The sequence below is a fragment of the Salinibacterium sp. SWN139 genome (assembly GCF_015864625.1).
Lineage (GTDB): Bacteria > Actinomycetota > Actinomycetes > Actinomycetales > Microbacteriaceae > Rhodoglobus.
In genome coordinates this window covers 548,543-565,793 of record NZ_JADYWV010000002.1, presented here as the reverse complement: position 1 = coordinate 565,793, position 17,251 = coordinate 548,543, and the positions used below count along the sequence as shown (strand labels likewise).

The 17,251-nt window shown below is 58.9% G+C and carries 13 protein-coding genes; 5 read left to right on the top strand and 8 right to left on the bottom strand.

The window, feature by feature from the left end; translation table 11 throughout:
- Positions 1-7: 7 nt before the first annotated feature.
- The 3 genes from I6E74_RS07850 to I6E74_RS07840 form a co-directional block, all read right to left on the bottom strand.
- Positions 8-706 carry a coenzyme F420-0:L-glutamate ligase gene (locus I6E74_RS07850; protein WP_197124510.1) on the bottom strand — a complete coding sequence of 233 codons (699 nt, stop codon included), beginning with the start codon at positions 704-706 and terminating at the stop codon, positions 8-10.
- A gap of 7 nt (positions 707-713) precedes the next feature.
- The gene (locus I6E74_RS07845; protein ID WP_197124508.1) at positions 714-2,054 is read right to left on the bottom strand and encodes an RNA polymerase sigma factor; all 1,341 of its coding nucleotides are present in this window, start codon (positions 2,052-2,054) and stop codon (positions 714-716) included.
- Between the two features lie 213 nt (positions 2,055-2,267).
- Positions 2,268-3,203: a proteasome assembly chaperone family protein gene (locus I6E74_RS07840; protein WP_197124505.1), complete on the bottom strand. Its 936-nt coding sequence runs from the start codon at positions 3,201-3,203 to the stop codon at positions 2,268-2,270.
- 101 nt (positions 3,204-3,304) lie between these two features.
- Here I6E74_RS07840 and I6E74_RS07835 point away from each other — a divergent pair, with 101 nt between their 5' ends.
- The 3 genes from I6E74_RS07835 to I6E74_RS07825 all read left to right on the top strand — a co-directional run bounded on the left by I6E74_RS07835 (position 3,305) and on the right by I6E74_RS07825 (position 7,881).
- Positions 3,305-4,792, top strand: a complete 1,488-nt coding sequence (locus I6E74_RS07835) for a leucyl aminopeptidase (protein ID WP_197124503.1) — start codon at positions 3,305-3,307, stop codon at positions 4,790-4,792.
- Between the two features lie 99 nt (positions 4,793-4,891).
- Positions 4,892-6,265, top strand: coding sequence for a dihydrolipoyl dehydrogenase (lpdA, locus tag I6E74_RS07830; protein ID WP_197124501.1), 1,374 nt, complete (start codon positions 4,892-4,894; stop codon positions 6,263-6,265).
- A 59-nt stretch (positions 6,266-6,324) separates the two neighbouring features.
- The gene (locus I6E74_RS07825; RefSeq protein ID WP_197124499.1) at positions 6,325-7,881 is read left to right on the top strand and encodes a 2-oxo acid dehydrogenase subunit E2; all 1,557 of its coding nucleotides are present in this window, start codon (positions 6,325-6,327) and stop codon (positions 7,879-7,881) included.
- Between the two features lie 11 nt (positions 7,882-7,892).
- Here I6E74_RS07825 and I6E74_RS07820 read toward each other — a convergent pair whose 3' ends face one another.
- Positions 7,893-9,386, bottom strand: a complete 1,494-nt coding sequence (locus tag I6E74_RS07820; RefSeq protein ID WP_197124497.1) for a hypothetical protein — start codon at positions 9,384-9,386, stop codon at positions 7,893-7,895.
- A gap of 177 nt (positions 9,387-9,563) precedes the next feature.
- Between I6E74_RS07820 and I6E74_RS07815 the strand changes: the two genes are divergently transcribed.
- Positions 9,564-10,280 carry a DUF4191 domain-containing protein gene (locus I6E74_RS07815; protein ID WP_197124495.1) on the top strand — a complete coding sequence of 239 codons (717 nt, stop codon included), beginning with the start codon at positions 9,564-9,566 and terminating at the stop codon, positions 10,278-10,280.
- 77 nt (positions 10,281-10,357) lie between these two features.
- On the opposite strand, the gene I6E74_RS07810 is transcribed toward I6E74_RS07815, so the two are convergent.
- The gene (locus I6E74_RS07810; protein WP_197124493.1) at positions 10,358-10,762 is read right to left on the bottom strand and encodes an RDD family protein; all 405 of its coding nucleotides are present in this window, start codon (positions 10,760-10,762) and stop codon (positions 10,358-10,360) included.
- Between the two features lie 137 nt (positions 10,763-10,899).
- Here I6E74_RS07810 and glnA point away from each other — a divergent pair, with 137 nt between their 5' ends.
- Positions 10,900-12,336, top strand: a complete 1,437-nt coding sequence (glnA, locus tag I6E74_RS07805) for a type I glutamate--ammonia ligase (protein ID WP_197124491.1) — start codon at positions 10,900-10,902, stop codon at positions 12,334-12,336.
- 69 nt (positions 12,337-12,405) lie between these two features.
- Here the strand turns inward: glnA and I6E74_RS07800 are convergent, their stop codons facing one another.
- The 3 genes from I6E74_RS07800 to I6E74_RS07790 are packed head-to-tail and all read right to left on the bottom strand — an operon-like array spanning position 12,406 to position 16,820.
- On the bottom strand, positions 12,406-13,854 hold the full coding sequence (locus I6E74_RS07800) for a UDP-glucose/GDP-mannose dehydrogenase family protein (RefSeq protein ID WP_197124489.1): 1,449 nt from the start codon (positions 13,852-13,854) through the stop codon (positions 12,406-12,408).
- A 22-nt stretch (positions 13,855-13,876) separates the two neighbouring features.
- Positions 13,877-15,343 carry a glycoside hydrolase family 26 protein gene (locus I6E74_RS07795; RefSeq protein ID WP_197124487.1) on the bottom strand — a complete coding sequence of 489 codons (1,467 nt, stop codon included), beginning with the start codon at positions 15,341-15,343 and terminating at the stop codon, positions 13,877-13,879.
- The gene (locus I6E74_RS07790) at positions 15,327-16,820 is read right to left on the bottom strand and encodes a glycosyltransferase family 2 protein (RefSeq protein ID WP_197125245.1); all 1,494 of its coding nucleotides are present in this window, start codon (positions 16,818-16,820) and stop codon (positions 15,327-15,329) included. Before I6E74_RS07790 ends, I6E74_RS07795 begins: the two co-directional genes overlap by 17 nt.
- Positions 16,821-17,251: the final 431 nt, after the last annotated feature.

The following is a 17,251-nucleotide window of genomic DNA, read 5'->3' as shown; positions in this document are numbered from 1 at the left end:
CGTGGAACTAAGCTCGGCGGATGACGCCGAGCGGGGTGCTCTGGTGGTCTTGCCCCAGTGGGTTATCTTTCAATACTTTCAGCGCGAGCTCACTGGTGGCCTTGTTTGACGTCGAGCCCAGGATGTTGCCGCCGAAGTCATTGATGTCGACAACGAGAACCTCAATGTCGTGGCCAAGTGCGGTCTTAATATCCTGAGCGACGCCGTCTGGACGGGCCGGGCCGAGCACGACGTGCGAGTTATACGGCGGAATCGTGTTCTTCGTCGGACCATCGATTGCACGAGCCTTGGGCCCGGCAATGCGATAGAAGTCGCCACGACGCCCCACAAGCTTCGTCACCGCTGCAACAGCAGCAGCGAACAGTATCCGCGGCGTACCGCACTCCCGCAACGCCATTTCCATCGTTTCGGGCATACCTAAACCGATGCCGTGCGACGTCTTCGTGACGTACTTCGAGAGGAATGTGGCAAGCTTGCGCGGCTCCACCTCGGAGATCGGGTATGCCCGCCCCTGAGTGATTCCCACAATCTTTTCGGTCACAAAGAGAAGATCGCCATCCTGCACGACATCCGCGGCGTACTCCGACACCACCTGAACGATGTCGTCTTCACGAACCACCAACCGAGTCTTAATGGCAAGCCGTTCATAGACGGCTCCATCAACCTCGACGGTGAGACTCTTTCCCGTGTTCGCTTCAGCACCCATTATTGGCCTATTCGAGGTAGTCGCGTAGTGACTGCGAGCGTGACGGGTGGCGCAATTTCGCCATCGTCTTGGACTCGATCTGACGGATGCGCTCGCGAGTTACGCCGAACGTGTCACCGATCTGGTCGAGAGTTTTCGGCATTCCGTCGCCGAGACCGAAGCGCATGCGGATTACTCCGGCTTCGCGCTCCGAAAGGGAATCGAGGAGGCTCTCAAGCTGCTTCTGCAGCATGGTAAAGCCCACAGCATCCGCTGGTACGACTGCTTCGGTGTCTTCGATGAGATCACCGAATTCGCTGTCGCCGTCTTCACCAAGCGGTGTGTGCAGTGAAATAGGTTCGCGACCGTACTTCTGAACCTCGACAACCTTTTCTGGCGTCATGTCGAGTTCGCGGGACAGCTCTTCAGGTGTGGGCTCACGGCCGAGGTCCTGAAGCATCTGGCGCTGTACACGAGCGAGCTTGTTGATGACTTCAACCATGTGAACAGGAATACGAATCGTGCGAGCTTGGTCGGCCATTGCGCGGGTGATGGCCTGACGGATCCACCACGTTGCGTAGGTAGAGAACTTGAAGCCCTTGGTGTAGTCGAACTTCTCGACTGCACGGATCAGGCCCAGGTTGCCCTCTTGAATGAGGTCAAGGAATTGCATGCCGCGACCGGTGTAGCGCTTCGCAAGCGATACAACAAGGCGGAGGTTGGCGCCGAGCAAGTGGCTCTTGGCGCGCTGACCATCTTTTGCTACCCACTGAAGTTCACGACCGAGCGTCGAGCGCACTTCGCCGGGGGCCATCTGGGAAAGCTTGTCTTCAGCAAACAGGCCAGCCTCAATACGCATTGCAAGCTCAACTTCTTGAGCAGCGTTAAGCAGCGCGACCTTACCGATTTGCTTCAAGTAGTCCTTGACCGGGTCAGCTGTAGCGCCGGTGATGGCTGCTGAATAGACAGGAACTTCGTCTTCATCATCAACAAGCGAAAGCACGAGCGCGCCCGTGGGCAATGCTTCATCTTTGCTCGTTGACTTTTCTTCTTGCTCGTCTTCGGCTTTTGACTCTTCGCCGTCTGCCTCAACGATCTCGGCGGCTGCTGCTGCAGCGGCCTTCTTGGTCCTAGTCGCTGGCTTTTTTGCTGCCGGCTTCTTGGCAGTTGACGCAGCGGCAGTCGACTTCGTCGTCGCAGCCTTCCTGGTCGTTGCCTTGGCTGGAGTGCTCTCGGCGCCTTCGGCGTCAGTCGCTATTTCTTCGACTGCAGCGGCAGCTTTACTGCGCGTGCCAGCCTTTGCTGCTGCTTTAGCAGGAGCCTTCTTTGCTGCGGGTGTGGACTCTGCAGCCTTCGTTCGGGTCGCCATCTGAACACCTTTCTGAGGTTTTCGGGCAGTACTAAGACCCATGTCAAGTCTCTGGCCCATCTCACCGCATGGCGAAACAGATCTAGAAACAAGACCGGGTCTTACTCCTATTATGCCACGCTTTTCTCCTGCTTCGCACCATGAGGGCGAACGACCACAGCACTGGGCGTGAGGATCGCACTGAGACGCACTGTTGTTGCAGAACCGCGACTATTACAAAGGAAGTTCAGAGGTGCCGTCGGCATCTCCAGCTCGCTTGATAGCGAGGAACTTCTGCAACTCCGCGGCAATTTCGTCTGCCGAGGGCAATTCGCCGGCTTCATCGGTCAACGGCGACCGCATGGGGTTTTCTTCCATGTAGTTGTCGTGCCGCTCTTCCAACGTTCCTACGAGGCGAGCGAGCTCTTGATTGCTGTCAACTTGACCATCAATCTTCGCGACGAATTCCCGACCTTCTTCGCGAAGACGGTCGGTGGGGAAAATAAGCCCGGTTGCAGCGCTCACACTCTCGAGTGCCGTGACAGCAGCAGTGGGCCATTCAGTATCAGCTAGGTAATGCGGAATCAGGAGGACGAAACCAGCAACAGGATGCTCGAGCTCCTGCAAGCGGTACTCGATCACGTGCATTGCGTTGGCAGGCACTTGGGTGTGTGGCTTCCAGACGGAGAGCGAGTCGATAAGTTCCGATCGATTGCCGCTCACGGTCACTCCGATGCTGCGAGTGTGCGGCACCGGCATCGGGATGGAACTGAGCCACGTCGTCGACTTGACCTCAAGCTTCGAAATGAGTCTCAACACTGCTGCCGAGAAGCGCTCCCACTGGAAGTCAGGTTCGTAACCGGTGAGAAGCAAGAAGGGTTGCCCCAACTCATCCTTGGCCAAATAGAGTTCAAGCTTGGCTGGACGGTAGTCGCTCAAATGGTCCTGATCGAAATAGATCATGGGACGACGTGCTCGGTAATCCAAGAGAGCGTCATTGTCGAAGGACGCAACAACGGTGCGCTCAAGGGTGTCGAGGAGATATTGGCTTACTTGACTGACGGCACCACCGGCATCCGCAAAGCCCGTGAGTCCCGCTACAAGAGGGAGACCGCGCGGTACCCCAGCAACATCGGTGGCGATGTCATATAGGCCGGCTGGATCTCGCATGACTCCACTCTAATCGCGGCCGCGGAGGCATCCCCCTGTTTCGGCTCCACAGCGTCAAGCTCCTAGCGAACATGAAGGCGGATGCTGGTTATCATGAGGACATGACCGTTGCTACGTTGCACTTGTCCACCGCGCCCGCCTCCGAAGTTGAATCCGATGTTCTCGTTATCGGGGTGGTGAAAACCGACACCGGGCCGAAGCTCGTGGACACGTCGTCGCAACTTGCAACCTTCGAGCAAGCACTGAGTCTCATTGGCGCGACTGGAGCGGCTGACGAACTTCACCGCATTCCTGCGATCGGAATCGCTGCTCCCGCAGTCGCCTTCATCGGCCTCGGGGACGCTATCCCGACGGCCGAATCGTTGCGCTATGCCGCCGGTTCTGCCGCTCGCCAACTGCGCGGTGCGCCGCACATCACTCTTTCCCTCGGAGCCGAGTCGAGCGACGAAACGCTCGCGGTTCTCGAAGGCGCAGCTATTGGCGCCTACTCGTACGACGCCTACCGCTCTACTGCTCCCGACGCCAGCAAAAAACTCGCAAGCGATATCACCATAGTTAGCCCAATCGACGATGCGGCGCTGATCGAGCGAGCAAACGTGATCGCCTACGCCACCCACGTGACGCGTGACATGGTTAATGAGGCACCGAAAGAGCTCTATCCCGCTACCTTCGCCGACCGCGCGACCGAGCTCGCATCGCTCGACAACGTTGAGGTCGAGGTTTACGCGGAAAAGGAACTCGAAGAGGGCGGCTTCGGCGGCATCCTCGGTGTCGGCCAAGGCTCCACTCGCGGTCCGCGCCTCGTCAAGATCAGTTACACCCCTTCTAACGCCGCGAAGCACTTGGCGCTCGTCGGCAAGGGAATCACTTTCGATTCGGGCGGGCTCTCCCTCAAGCCGGGACTCGGCATGATCGGCATGAAGTTCGACATGAGCGGAGCAGCCACCGTGATGGCGGTTGTCGAGGCATGTGCCAAGCTCGGCACAAGCGTGCGATTGACCGCGTGGCTCTGCCTCGCCGAGAACATGCCTTCTGGCAGCGCAATTCGCCCGAATGACGTATTGACGATCCGCGGCGGCAAGACAGTTGAGGTACTGAATACGGATGCTGAGGGACGACTCGTCATGGCGGACGGTTTGGTCGCCGCCAGCGAAGAAAACCCCGACGCCATCGTAGACATCGCGACACTGACCGGTGCCGCCGTTGTTGCCCTCGGCAACCGCTACGCCGGCACTATGGGCGATAAGGAACTCGTCAATCAAGTGGTTGCAGTCGCCGACCGTGTTGGCGAGCCTTTCTGGGCGATGCCCATCAGTCCTGAGCTCCGCCCGCTGCTCGCCTCCGATATTGCCGACATCGCCAATATCAAGCCGGGAAACACCGCTGGAGGCATGCTTATCGCCGCCGCGTTCCTCAAGGACTTCGTCGGCAAACGCCCCAACAGCACCGAAACCATCCCCTGGGCCCATATTGATATTGCGGGCCCATCAGACAACCGCGGCGGAGGCTGGGGTTACGTCGGCAAGGGTGCAACCGGAATCGGTGTTCGAACACTCATTGAACTGGCCGAGGAATTTTCTCGTCCGTAGTAAGGTTTTTTAAACGCGGGATCTTTCCGCACCATCCGGTCGCACTGACTACACATCGTGCGTGCCGACGAATAATTTCCTTACAGAGGAGCTGCTGTATTGGCTGAGCACAATTTTGACCTTGTCGTTCTTGGTGGAGGAAGCGGTGGTTACGCAGCTGCGTTGCGCGCCGCCGAACTAGGGATGACCGTTGGCTTGATCGAAAAGAACAAGCTCGGTGGCACTTGCCTGCACGTGGGCTGCATCCCGACCAAGGCACTCTTGCACTCCGCAGAAGTCGCTGACGTGACGCGCGAAGCAGCGAAATATGGCGTTACCGCCACGCTCGACGGCATTGACATCTCTGCGGTAACCAAATACCGCCAAGACATCGTCGCGAGCAAATACAAGGGGCTGCAGGGCCTCATCAAGATGCGCGGTATCACCGTCATCGAGGGCGAAGGCAAGCTCGTCGCGCCCAACACCGTTCAGGTCGGCGAAGACACCGTAGTAGGCAAGAACGTCATTTTGGCGACTGGCTCCTACTCTCGCTCGCTTCCGGGACTCGAAATCGGTGGCCGCGTCATCACCTCCGAGCAGGCACTCGAACTCGACTTCGTTCCGAAGAAGGTCGCCGTGCTCGGTGGCGGCGTCATCGGCGTCGAATTCTCGAGCGTCTGGAAGAGCTGGGGAGCCGACGTCACCATTATTGAAGGTCTCCCCCACCTCGTTCCCATGGAAGACGAGTCGGTCAGCAAGCAGTTCGAACGAGCATTCCGCCGTCGTGGCATCAACTTCCACACCGGCGTTCGCTTCAAGAGCGTCGAGCAGAACGACGACGGCGTCGTCGTTACTTTGGAAAACGGCGAGACAGTCGAAGCGGAGCTTCTGCTCGTTGCAGTCGGCCGTGGCCCGTCGACCGCTGGACTCGGCTTCGAAGAAGTCGGCGTTGAGATGGACCGCGGCTTCGTTCTCACGAACGAGCGCCTCGCCACCAACGTTCCTGGCGTCTACGCCGTCGGAGACATCGTTCCCGGCCTCCAGCTCGCTCACCGTGGATTCCAGCAGGGAATCTTCGTTGTCGAAGAAATCGCTGGCCTGAAGCCCATCGTGATCGATGACCTCCACATTCCGAAGGTCACCTACAGCGACCCCGAGGTAGCGTCCATCGGCCTCAGCGAAGCTAAGGCGATCGAAGCCCACGGTGCTGACAACGTCAAGGCCTACGACTACAACCTCAGCGGAAACGGCAAGAGCGCCATCATCGGCACTGCTGGTTCCATCAAGGTTGTTCGCGTAGTCGACGGTCCAGTCATCGGAGTTCACATGATCGGAGCTCGCGTTGGCGAACTGATCGGTGAAGCACAACTGATCGTCAACTGGGAAGCACACCCCGAAGACATCACCCCGTTGCTTCACGCACACCCCACCCAAAACGAGGCTCTCGGCGAGGCATTCCTCGCTTTGGCCGGCAAGCCGCTGCACGCGGTCTAGGCTCCGCCTAACCACGGAACTAAGCTATTGATGACAAGCATCACAAAGGAGCAGTACTGATGAGCGAATCCGTTAACCTTCCGGCACTCGGCGAGAGTGTCACCGAGGGCACGGTGACCCGCTGGCTGAAGCAAGTCGGCGAGCGTGTAGAGGTTGACGAGCCCCTGCTCGAGGTCTCCACGGACAAGGTCGACACGGAGATTCCTTCTCCCGTCGCCGGTGTCATCGAAGAGATCTTGGTTGCCGAAGACGAAACAGTTGAAGTTGGCACCGCGCTGGTAAAAATCGGCGACGGATCGGGTGGCGCAGATGCTGCTCCCGCCGCTGAGGAAGCGCCTGCTGAAGCGGCTCCCGCTGCAGCAGAAACTCCTGAGGAAGCGCCTGCCGCTCCTGCTGCTGAAGCCCCTGCGACTGAAGCAGCACCTGTTGCCGCAGCACCCGCTGCCGCGGCGCCTGCAGCTGCTGCAGCCGAAGCACCTACTGCGACCGAAGCGCCCGCTGCCGAGCCCGCAGCTCAGGCCGCTGAAACTCCGGCTGCGCCGACTGAAACACCTGTTGCTGAAGCTGCTCCTGCAGTTGAAGCCGCGCCTGCCGCTGAAGCCGCGCCCGCCACTGAGGCTGCTCCTGTCGCTGAAGCTGAGCCCGTTGCTCAGGCCGCAGTTGAAGCACCTGTTGCAGAAGAAGCACCTACTGCGACCGACAGCGATGACTCGCAAGCCGGTTACCTCACCCCTCTCGTACGCAAACTTGCGAACGAGCGCGGCGTTGACGTCAGCACTCTCACCGGCACCGGTGTAGGCGGACGCATCCGCAAGCAGGACGTTCTTGCCGCTAGCGAAGCTGCGACTGAGGTTGCACCGGAAGCATCCGCTCCCGCGCCTGCAGCTCGCGAAGTGTCGCCTCTGCGCGGAACCACTGTTCCGATGTCGCGACTGCGCAAGGTTATTGCCGAGCGTGCCGTGCTCTCGATGCAGTCGTCTGCTCAACTGACATCCGTCGTTGAAGTTGACGTCACTGCCGTTGCAAACTACCGCAACGCTGTAAAGGACGAGTTCCTGGCTAAGACCGGCACGAAGCTGTCGTTCCTGCCGTTCTTTGCTCTCGCTGCCGCGGAAGCGCTGACCGTTCACCCGATCGTCAATGCAACGATCGAAGACAACGCCATCGTTTACCCCGCTCAGGAGAACATAAGCATCGCCGTGGACACCGAGCGTGGATTGCTCACGCCCGTTATCCGCGACGCTGCGTCACTTGACATTGCAGGACTTGCTGGCGAGATCGCAGATCTCGCGCAGCGCACCCGCGACAACAAGTTGACTCCTGATGAGCTCTCGGGCGGAACGTTCACGCTGACCAACACTGGTTCACGTGGCGCTCTCTTCGACACTCCAATCGTGTTCTTGCCCCAATCGGCAATTCTCGGAACCGGAATCGTCACCAAAAAGCCTGTGGTGATCAGCGACGCCAACGGTGATTCCATCGGCATCCGTTCGATGGTCTACCTTGCGCTCAGCTACGATCACCGCATCGTCGACGGCGCGGACGCTGCTGGCTTCCTCGTTGATGTGAAGAACCGCCTCGAAGGCGGAGACTTCGCTGACAAGCTCGGAATCTAAGCACACGCAATTCACTCCGGAAGCGTATAGCTTCTGATTCGCCAACCGGCCTCGCCCTTCACTAGAAGAAGCGAGGCCGGTTTGCTTTCGTCTGCAGCAGAAAATTCGAAGAGCACGCTATCGCCCAACCGTTGAATCTCAACGGCATCCTCCGCAGTTATGAGCATCTCCGGGGAGAGTTCCGCACCGTTCAGCACGTTCGTAATCAGAGCAGAATCTGCGGCGAAGGCCGGAGAATCGGCACGAGCAACCGCGGCAAGGCACTCAATAGACAGATCCCGCAAGCACAAGTTACGGGTGGTCAACAACAATTCAAGAGCCTGGGCTGGGTCTGCTAGGAGGGTGTCCTGTGTGGCTTCCGGGTGAGCAGCTTGCGGGTCCGTTTCTGGCGATCGCACGGCGTCAGGCGCTGCCCCCCTTGGCTCGCTTTCGTCCCCGGGCGCCACCGCCGAAGATTCCCCGCCTGTAGACGCAACGGCAGTCGATGTTTCCGTGTTCTCCAGAGATGCAACCACGACTGCCAGCACCACGCACAGTGCGCCAGCTGAGGCCAACGCCCACGTGCGCTTTCGGATCGGGCGACACCAGTCGCGAAGCCCCACGATGCCGTTTGCTGCGCGGTGTTTGATTTCAGCCATAAGTTCTGCCAGCCGGCCCTGAAGCCACGGAGGAAGAGCCAGCACTGAATCGAGTTCGGTTCGGGGCTGAAGGAGAGCAGCATCCGCAAGCGCTCCACTGCTTCGTGTGAGCTGCGCAGGGTTGAGTGCTTCCGTTGCCTCAATGACACCCAAACGCACCGGTTCTGGGGCGCCCAAGGCGAACAGGCGACGTTCACATTCGCGCTGCCAGTCGCTGGTGCGGAAATGAGTGTCGCTGGAAAGCCAGGACAGAAGCTCCGCCATGGGTGTGCGAACGTTATGTTCGAGCGAGACGGCAGCAAGAACACCACTCGCCACGACGGCATATGCCTGGCGATCTTGGTGGAACCACGCGGAGTCGCACAGCTCGGCTGGCGTCGGAACGCTCCCGTGCAACCGCGCGGAGCTGAAGTCGGCAAAGAACGGCGCACCGGCGCTATCGAAGTGCACAGCATCCATCGTCACGTTGCCGAGCGTGACCCCAGCGTGGTGCACTCGGTTCAAGGCCGTAGCCAACGGCGCAAGGATCGTGATCGCTTCCCCCGGACGCAGCGTTTGTCGTTCACGCATGACTCGCCTTAACGTGCTCGCAGTCTGCCACTGTGTAATGAGTGCGGGCACACCATCCGGGGCTGCCCCGACATCTTCCACAGGGACGGTGTGATCGCCCTGGGCTAATGCCAAGCACTCGATCTCAGTAAGCGTCCTGAGGGCGAGGGCGTCAGGTGAGAAACGCTTGATCGCGTACACGCTCGACGATTCATCTCGCTCCCCATCGCTGTGGGCGCGGGCGAGAACAAGTCGCGAGGAGAAAGATTCGGCGAGCGTCCGAATGCTGAGGTAGCCAGCTATTGAGTCGTCATTCACAGCTCTATCCTTCGTCGCACGCACAAAGTTCCGCTCACGCTGCGACCAGTTGTGGAGAAGCGCAACAGCAAAAATTCGCTTAGGACAAGACGCTGGAGACCGCGCAAGACATGCTGCCGAGCGCCTAGCCGAAAAACTGCGAATCCACAGAAGCGCAAGAGGCCGTATCCTAGATGCATGGCACGCAGCGAAAAGACTCCGAAGGCTCAAAAAGAACCCGGTCGCATCAAGCAGATGTACCAGGTTTTCCAAATGACGAGGCGCTACGACAACCTCGCAATCTGGTTCTTCCTCCTAGCATTCCTGCTGCCCATCGTGATCGGGCTCGTCCTCGCTTTCGTGCTATCCGGAGACAACGTTTTCGGCTTTGTCCTCTACATCGTCGCCGGTGTGATGGCTGGCCTTCTCGCGTTCCTCATCGTTTTGGGACGTCGCGCTGAACGCGCTGCCTACTCGCAGATCGCCGGTCAGCCTGGTGCCGTCGGCGCCGTGCTCAAGAGTTCGCTCCGTCGCGGATGGACCGCGAGCGAAATGCCTGTCGCGATTAGCCCTAAGACGCAAGATGCGGTCTACCGCGCAATCGGCAAGGGCGGCATCGCACTCATCGGTGAGGGCCCGCGCAGCCGCACACAAAAGATGTTGGAAGATGAGCGCCGCAAGATGAATCGCTTCCTGCCCAACGTTCCCGTGCACTTCATTTATGTCGGCCCCGACGCCGACTCCGTCGCGTTGCACAAACTCGCGCCGACGCTTGGCCGCCTGAAGAACGTTCTTCGTAAGCCCGAGATCCTCGCAATCTCCAACCGGCTGACGTCGCTCGACAAGAACGGTCTCCCGATTCCCAAGGGCGTCGACCCGATGAAAGCGCGCGCACAGCGCTCACAGCGCGCTTAGGCATCCGCAACAATCGTTGGACCTTCAAAGTCGACGAGCCACTTGGCTCGTCGACTCTGTTGCGTTACACCCGCGGATTAGCGTCGAACGAGCAGTGTTCCCGCAATGCGGTCGTGCATTCCTCGTTGGTCGGCATCCCAAATGACGGCGGGAATGACGAGTGCCATCAACAGAGTGCGCACGATGGGCCGCCAGATGCCGAGGTAGCCCCCAGCAAGGGGAACGACGCGCATCCCCGTGATCAGATGTCCGAAGCTGCCGTTTGTGGTGATCAGCACAACAATCTGAGCTGCAACAAATACGCCAAGAGTGGCGAATGCGTCGTAGTCGAAGAACGCGATCGATACGAGGACTGCGAAACCCCAGTCGATAGCAAGGGCAACAAGCCTGCGTCCCAGTCGACCGATCGAACGCGGGCCTTCCGCTGGGAGTCCAATGCGCTTGCCTGGCCATTCGTCGGGAGCTGATTGTTGCTGATTCACTGGTTCAGCCTAACGAATCGTGGCTCCGTAACATGCCGGAAACAATTCGGAGATGATTGCGAAATCCATCTTCTGTACCCTAAGAGATGGTTGTAACGACAGCCGATCATCAAATGAACCCCTTGGAGTTCCACTCAATGTCTCATCCGAAGTTTTCCAATTCGTCTGAGGTTCTTGATTTTATCAAGGACACAGACGTGAAGTTCGTCGACATCCGGTTTACCGATCTTCCCGGTATCCAGCAGCACTTCAACATCCCCGCCGCCTCAGTTGACGAAGACTTCTTCGCCGTAGGCCAGCTCTTCGATGGTTCATCGATCCGCGGTTTCCAGTCGATCCACGAGTCCGACCTCCAGTTGATTCCCGACGTCAGCACCGCCTACGTCGATCCCTTCCGCGTCGAGCGCACGCTCGTTATCATCTTCGACATCTACAACCCTCGCAACGGCGAGATCTACGCTCGCGACCCGCGCCAGGTTGCCAAGAAGGCCGAAAAGTACCTCACGTCGACCGGCATCGCCGACACCGCGTTCTTCGCCTCCGAAGCAGAGTTCTATATTTTCGACGACGTTCGCTACGAAGTCTCGGCCAACAAGAGCTTCTACGAAGTTGACTCCAGCGAAGGTGCTTGGAACAGCGGACGCACGGAAGCCGGCGGAAACCTCGCCAACAAGACGCCCTTCAAGGGCGGCTACTTCCCCGTCTCCCCCGTTGACCAGCACGCTGACATCCGTGACGACATCGTCATGAAGCTCATCGATGTTGGACTCGACGTTGAGCGCAGCCACCACGAGGTCGGCACCGCAGGCCAGGGCGAGATCAACTACAAGTTCGACACTCTCGTTCACGCCGGCGATGACATCCTCAAGTTCAAGTACATCGTCAAGAACACCGCCAACGAGTGGGGCAAGACGGCAACGTTCATGCCGAAGCCGCTCTTCGGTGACAACGGTTCGGGAATGCACACGCACCAGTCGCTGTGGAACGACGGAACCCCGTTGTTCTACGACGAAAAGGGCTACGGCGGACTCAGCGACACTGCTCGCTGGTACATCGGTGGACTGCTCAAGCACGCACCTGCTGTGCTCGCATTCACCAACCCGACGGTCAACTCGTACCGTCGTCTGATCCCCGGATTCGAAGCTCCCGTGAACCTCGTGTATTCGGCTGGAAACCGTTCGGCTTCCATCCGTATCCCGATCACCGGAACGAACCCCAAGGCAAAGCGCATCGAGTTCCGCGCACCAGACGCATCGGGTAACCCTTACCTCGCGTTTGCTGCTCAGCTCATGGCTGGCCTCGACGGCATCAAGAACAAGACTGAGCCCCACGAGCCCGTTGACAAGGACCTGTACGAGTTGCCTCCCGAGGAAGCACGCCTGATTCCTCAGGTTCCCGCCTCGCTCGAGGACGCACTCGTTGCTCTCGAAGCTGACCACGAGTTCCTCATGGAAGGCAACGTCTTCACCAAGGACCTCATCGAGACTTGGATCGACTACAAGCGTACGAACGAACTGCTTCCGTTCGCACAGCGCCCGCACCCGTACGAGTACGAACTGTACTTCGGAGTCTAAGCGCTAACACAGCACGCAATAAGGGCCGCATCCTTCTGGATGTGGCCCTTATTATTTGTGCCAGCCGAGTCAGTAGGCACTCACGAGCTGGGGCGTGCGACGAGTCAAGTCCAGCCCAGTGCCATCGATTACAGGAGCACTCGACGACGACGCCCCTAGCCCGCTGAACGCCCAACCAGCAGCACGCCACGTTGCTGCATTGAGGCAATTACGGGCATCGATCATGACGCGGCGGCTGACGATTTGCCCTAGCGCCACAGGGTCGCTGGCCTTGAACTCATCCCACTCCGTCAAGACCAAGAGGGCGTCCGATCCTGCGGCAGCCTCGTCGACCGAGTCGACATAGGTGAGCGTGGGGAACATCCGCTGAGCCGTTGCGGATGCTTCGGGGTCGTAGACGACGACCTGAGCTCCCCTGAGATGCAGCGCGGCCGCAACGTTAAGCGCTGGAGAATCCCGCACATCATCAGTCAACGGCTTGAAGGCCGCACCAAGGATGCCGATTCTGCGGTTGAGAACCGAACCACCACAGGCATCGATCGCCAGACCGATGACTTGCAAGCGTTGGGACATGTTGATCTCATCGACCTGCTGCAGCAATGCCGCAGCTTTGGTAGCACCGAGCTCACTCGAACGGTGGATGAGCGCCCGGATGTCCTTGGGAAGGCATCCGCCCCCGAACCCCAGCCCTGCGTTGAGGAACTGCCGCCCAATGCGCACGTCGTGACCGAGTGCGTCAGCCAGGACTGCTACATCAGCGCCCGAGGCGTCACACACTTCGGCGATCGCGTTGATGAAGGAGATCTTTGTCGCTAAGAAGGCATTCGCGCTCACTTTGACAAGCTCCGCGGTCGGCAGATCGCACACGATCACCGGGGTTCCCGTCTCGATGGGAATGGCGTAGACCGCACGCATCGCTGTTTCAGAACGCGGTGATACTCCGCCAAGAACAATTCGATCGGGGCGCAGCGTATCTTCGACTGCTTTGCCCTCTCGCAGGAACTCGGGGTTCCACACCAACTCCACGTTTACCTCTGCCGGGGCAGAATCGGCGATGATGGATCGCAAGCGAGCTCCGGTGCCTACCGGCACTGTCGACTTGCCGACGATCAGGCCGTCATGGGTCAGATAGCGCGCGACCTGTCGCGTAGCTTCCTCCACGTAATCGAGGTTTGCGGCGTTACTCCCCCGCTGCTGGGGAGTACCGACACAGATGAAGTGGATGTCGGAATTCGCGGTCGCTTCAGCAAGGTCGGTGGTGAACCGTAATCGCCCGCTCGCAACGTGGGTACGGATGAGCTCCGGGAGTCCTGGTTCGAAAAAGGGAACCTTTCCTTCGCTGAGCTGTTTCACTTTGGCCGGATCGGTGTCGACGCCGATAACATCGAACCCCATTTCTGCCATAGCTGCGGCGTGAGTTGCACCAAGGTATCCGGTGCCGACGACGCTCAGTCGGGGACGTTCTGCGTCTCCATACTGACCGATGGTGTTCTGGGCTGAAGGTGCTGTGCTGTTCATGTTGTGCTCCTTATTCATCGGTTCAGCGTGCGGTGAGGGTGAAATCGCTGTCAGGTCGTGCCAAGCCCTCGATGAAGGCGGCTAAAGAATCTGCGCGAGAGTCGATGCGCCAGTCATTGGTCGAGCGCTCACCCTCGACATAGGTGGTCACCGCTAGGTTGAACCACGAGATCCCGATGATGTCGTCGTTCTCTGGCTTCGCCAGCGATTCGAAGAGACTGGTTACCCAGTCGGCTTTGTGGCCCCCCGTCTCGGATGCTCCAATTTCCGTCAGGAAGATTGGCTTGTTGGTGATCCGGCGCAACTCGTCCAAACTTGCGTCAAACGTGTAGCTGAAGGTGAAATCGTTCTCCGGCTTGTACGCGGGGCGAAGGTAGCCCGACAGTCCCACCCAGTCCACGTAATCGTCGCCCGGGTACAGTCCGTCGAGGAAGTCCGACGATTGATGGGTCGCAGGAAGGTTGTTGATGATGTTGGGTGCCCAGATCCAGATCACGAGATCGTTGGCGCCCTCCTCGGCGAAGATGTCGTGAACGCGCTGCCACATCGTGACGAAGTCACCAACGCGGTTCTCGTTAATCGAATTACCTTGCCCGTCTGTCTCGGACCATGGGTACCAGACACCGTTCATCTCGTGGTCCAGTCGGATGCCAAGAGGTAGGCCAGTCGCCACGATGTCCTTCGCGTACTGATGCAAGTAGTCGTCGAAGGTTCCCGGGGTGTTCGTCTCAGGATCGCCGATGATAGCCGGCAACGTGTAGTCGGGCTCTTCTACCTGATCGTTGCCAGAACCGATTGGTCGTGACTCCCAAGTAAGAATCGGAAGTATCTCCTTCTCCCACGAACGCGTAACCGCATTTGCTCGGAAGTCCTCATCCCAGCCGCCGAAGTAGCCGACCACGTTCGGGTTGCTGCCCAACTTGGTCGCGGTCGAGTCATAGGTTGCCCAGTTAAACGGTGCCTGCTCGGTATAAAGACCGAAATACGTCGAGGCGGGATTGACAATTTCTGCCTTCGACGGAGCGGTGATTACCGTGGGGCCGGACGAGGTGTTCGGTTTACTCGCAGGAGAGGGAGCAGCAACAGTCGAGCTTTCAGCGCGGCTGGCCTGGAGAGCCTTCAAAGTGCCTTCGACAGACCACAGTTCTTGTTGAATCGCTGCTGATTGCGCGTTCGTTTCTTTGAGATTGTCTTTGGCGACATCAATCGACGACTCAAGCTCGTCTATCTCCGAGAGCAGATTCTCTTTTTCTGCCTCCCACTCAGCACGCTCCTCGGCCAAGCTATCGGCTTCGAGAACTGTCTTAGCCGCGGTGGTGAGCGTTTGGTTCACCGTGCTGCTGGGCGAAATCCAGACAAATGCGCTTGTAGCGCCGAGCGTGAGCACGAGCACGGCACTGCCGACGCCCGTCCAGCGGGTTCGACTGTTGCTGACCGCCCACCATGCTGCTGCACCGTTTCGAACATGGGAACTACGAGAAGAAAACAATGGAAACCGCCTCTACTGCAAAAATTGAAAAACCGATCACGTAAGGCCAGGCGGCCTTGGGGTTGAGCCGACGTCGCTGCGGCGTCGGAGCTGTAGCTGCTCGCGTTGACCGCCTCGGAGGTGCTTCCAGCACGGCAACAGCTCCCGTAGGTGTGCTTGGTTCGAAGTCCAGGTCAGCGATCGTCGCGCTGTCTTGGTCGAGCTGTCCGACGATGAGATCGTTGGAACTGCCTCCCGCATAGGCACCAGCCCGGGTGCCCCAGCCGCTGGCATGGCCCATTCTGAAGAAGCCGATGAGTCGGATAGGCATCAGGAAAGCCGTCGACACGATGATGAAGGCCGGTAACCGGAAGAAGTCCATCGGCTTTTCGGAGAGATGCCGGATCTGACGGATTGCCATACTCAACACCGAAGACACCACCATGAGCGCCAGCACGAGAAGCACTCCGCTTTGAACGCCATATTCCGAGAGGAATCCTTCGTAGAAGTTGTACCCCTGACCGCTAATGGCTCGATAGATCCAACCGGCGATAACTCCGGCCAAAAGGAACGGAAGGATGATGTCCATCAGAAAGAAGACGGCGAGCACGGGAGCGTGCCCCAGCATCCACGGCAGCATGCGAAGCGTGTTGTACTGGCTGCCACGAGCCCAGCGCAGTTGTTGCTTGTAGAGCTTCTTGACCTCGAGCGGCGCATCCGTGTAGACGAGTGAGGTGTGCTGGTACACCGTGCGGTGACCTTCTTGAAGAGCGAGGTTGGTGAGAGTGCGATCGTCGCTGACTTCAAGAAACACCCCCATGAAACGTTCGTTCATGAAGCGATCCATTACCCGCGTCATGATCGAGCGACGGAAGGCAATGGTGCGCCCCGGCAAGCAGCCGACCTGTCCGAGCACGCTTTGAGCGGGCATCGAGTAGAGAGCGCGCGAGTTCTCCAGCCAGTCAGCCCAACGAGTGATCCAGCTTCGCTCTGGTTCCAGAATGCGCTGTCGTGTCGTGACGCCACCGACCTTCGCATCAGCGAAGGGCCGCACCAGCTCCGAAAGAGTGTTTTCGGTCCACACGGTGTCGGAATCGACGAGAACGGTGATGTCGCCCGTCGACAGCTCTGTACCGATCATTACCGCATTGCGCTTACCGGGAATCGGCGTGTGCACCCAGCGCACCAACGGAGCAAACTCTTCACTGATGCGTTCCAGCGTGGGGTTCGGCGCACCGTTGATGACGACGATTATCTCCGACGGTTGCTGTTCGACCATCCGAGCGAGTACATCCCGAAAGAGATCCTCAGGCTCGTCGAGCACGGGCACCACTACGCTCGTCGTTCCGGTGAACGTGCCCGTATACGGACGGTAGCGCGACGACAACACGACTTTGAGCAACCACAGCGCCCAGATGAGCGACGAGTAGATTGCGAACATGTAGATCTCGGGGTGACCCTCGATCATGTGGCGAAGTTGCAGAATAAATATGAACACGGATGCCCCCGACATTGTGATTGGAAAGGTGATCATCCGCCACGCTGAGGATGCTTCTCAGCGGTGAGTTGCTTGATTATTGCCCGATGGATTTGCCCACCGCAATACGTGCAATTCGCCGCATTGCGGCGCGAGGTGGTCTCACTTGGGTCAGGAGTTCGACGAGCGTGTCGGCACTAAGGCTGTCGCATTTTGCGCCGAATTTTGTACCCCACCACGCGGCAGCGAGCTGCTCGGATCACGGTGCGAACAGCGCCAACGCTGAGTTCGTCTGGATTCGGAAAAATGCACGTCAGAATCGCTTTTATAGGCAGTCTGGCGGCACCGACGAGGGTAGAATGGGTAGTCTGCCTCTAGCGCTCGGGGTGACGGTTCCCGACGATGCATGCACCCGCTGCCCCACAATGGGGTACACGCTTTTTCGACCACCG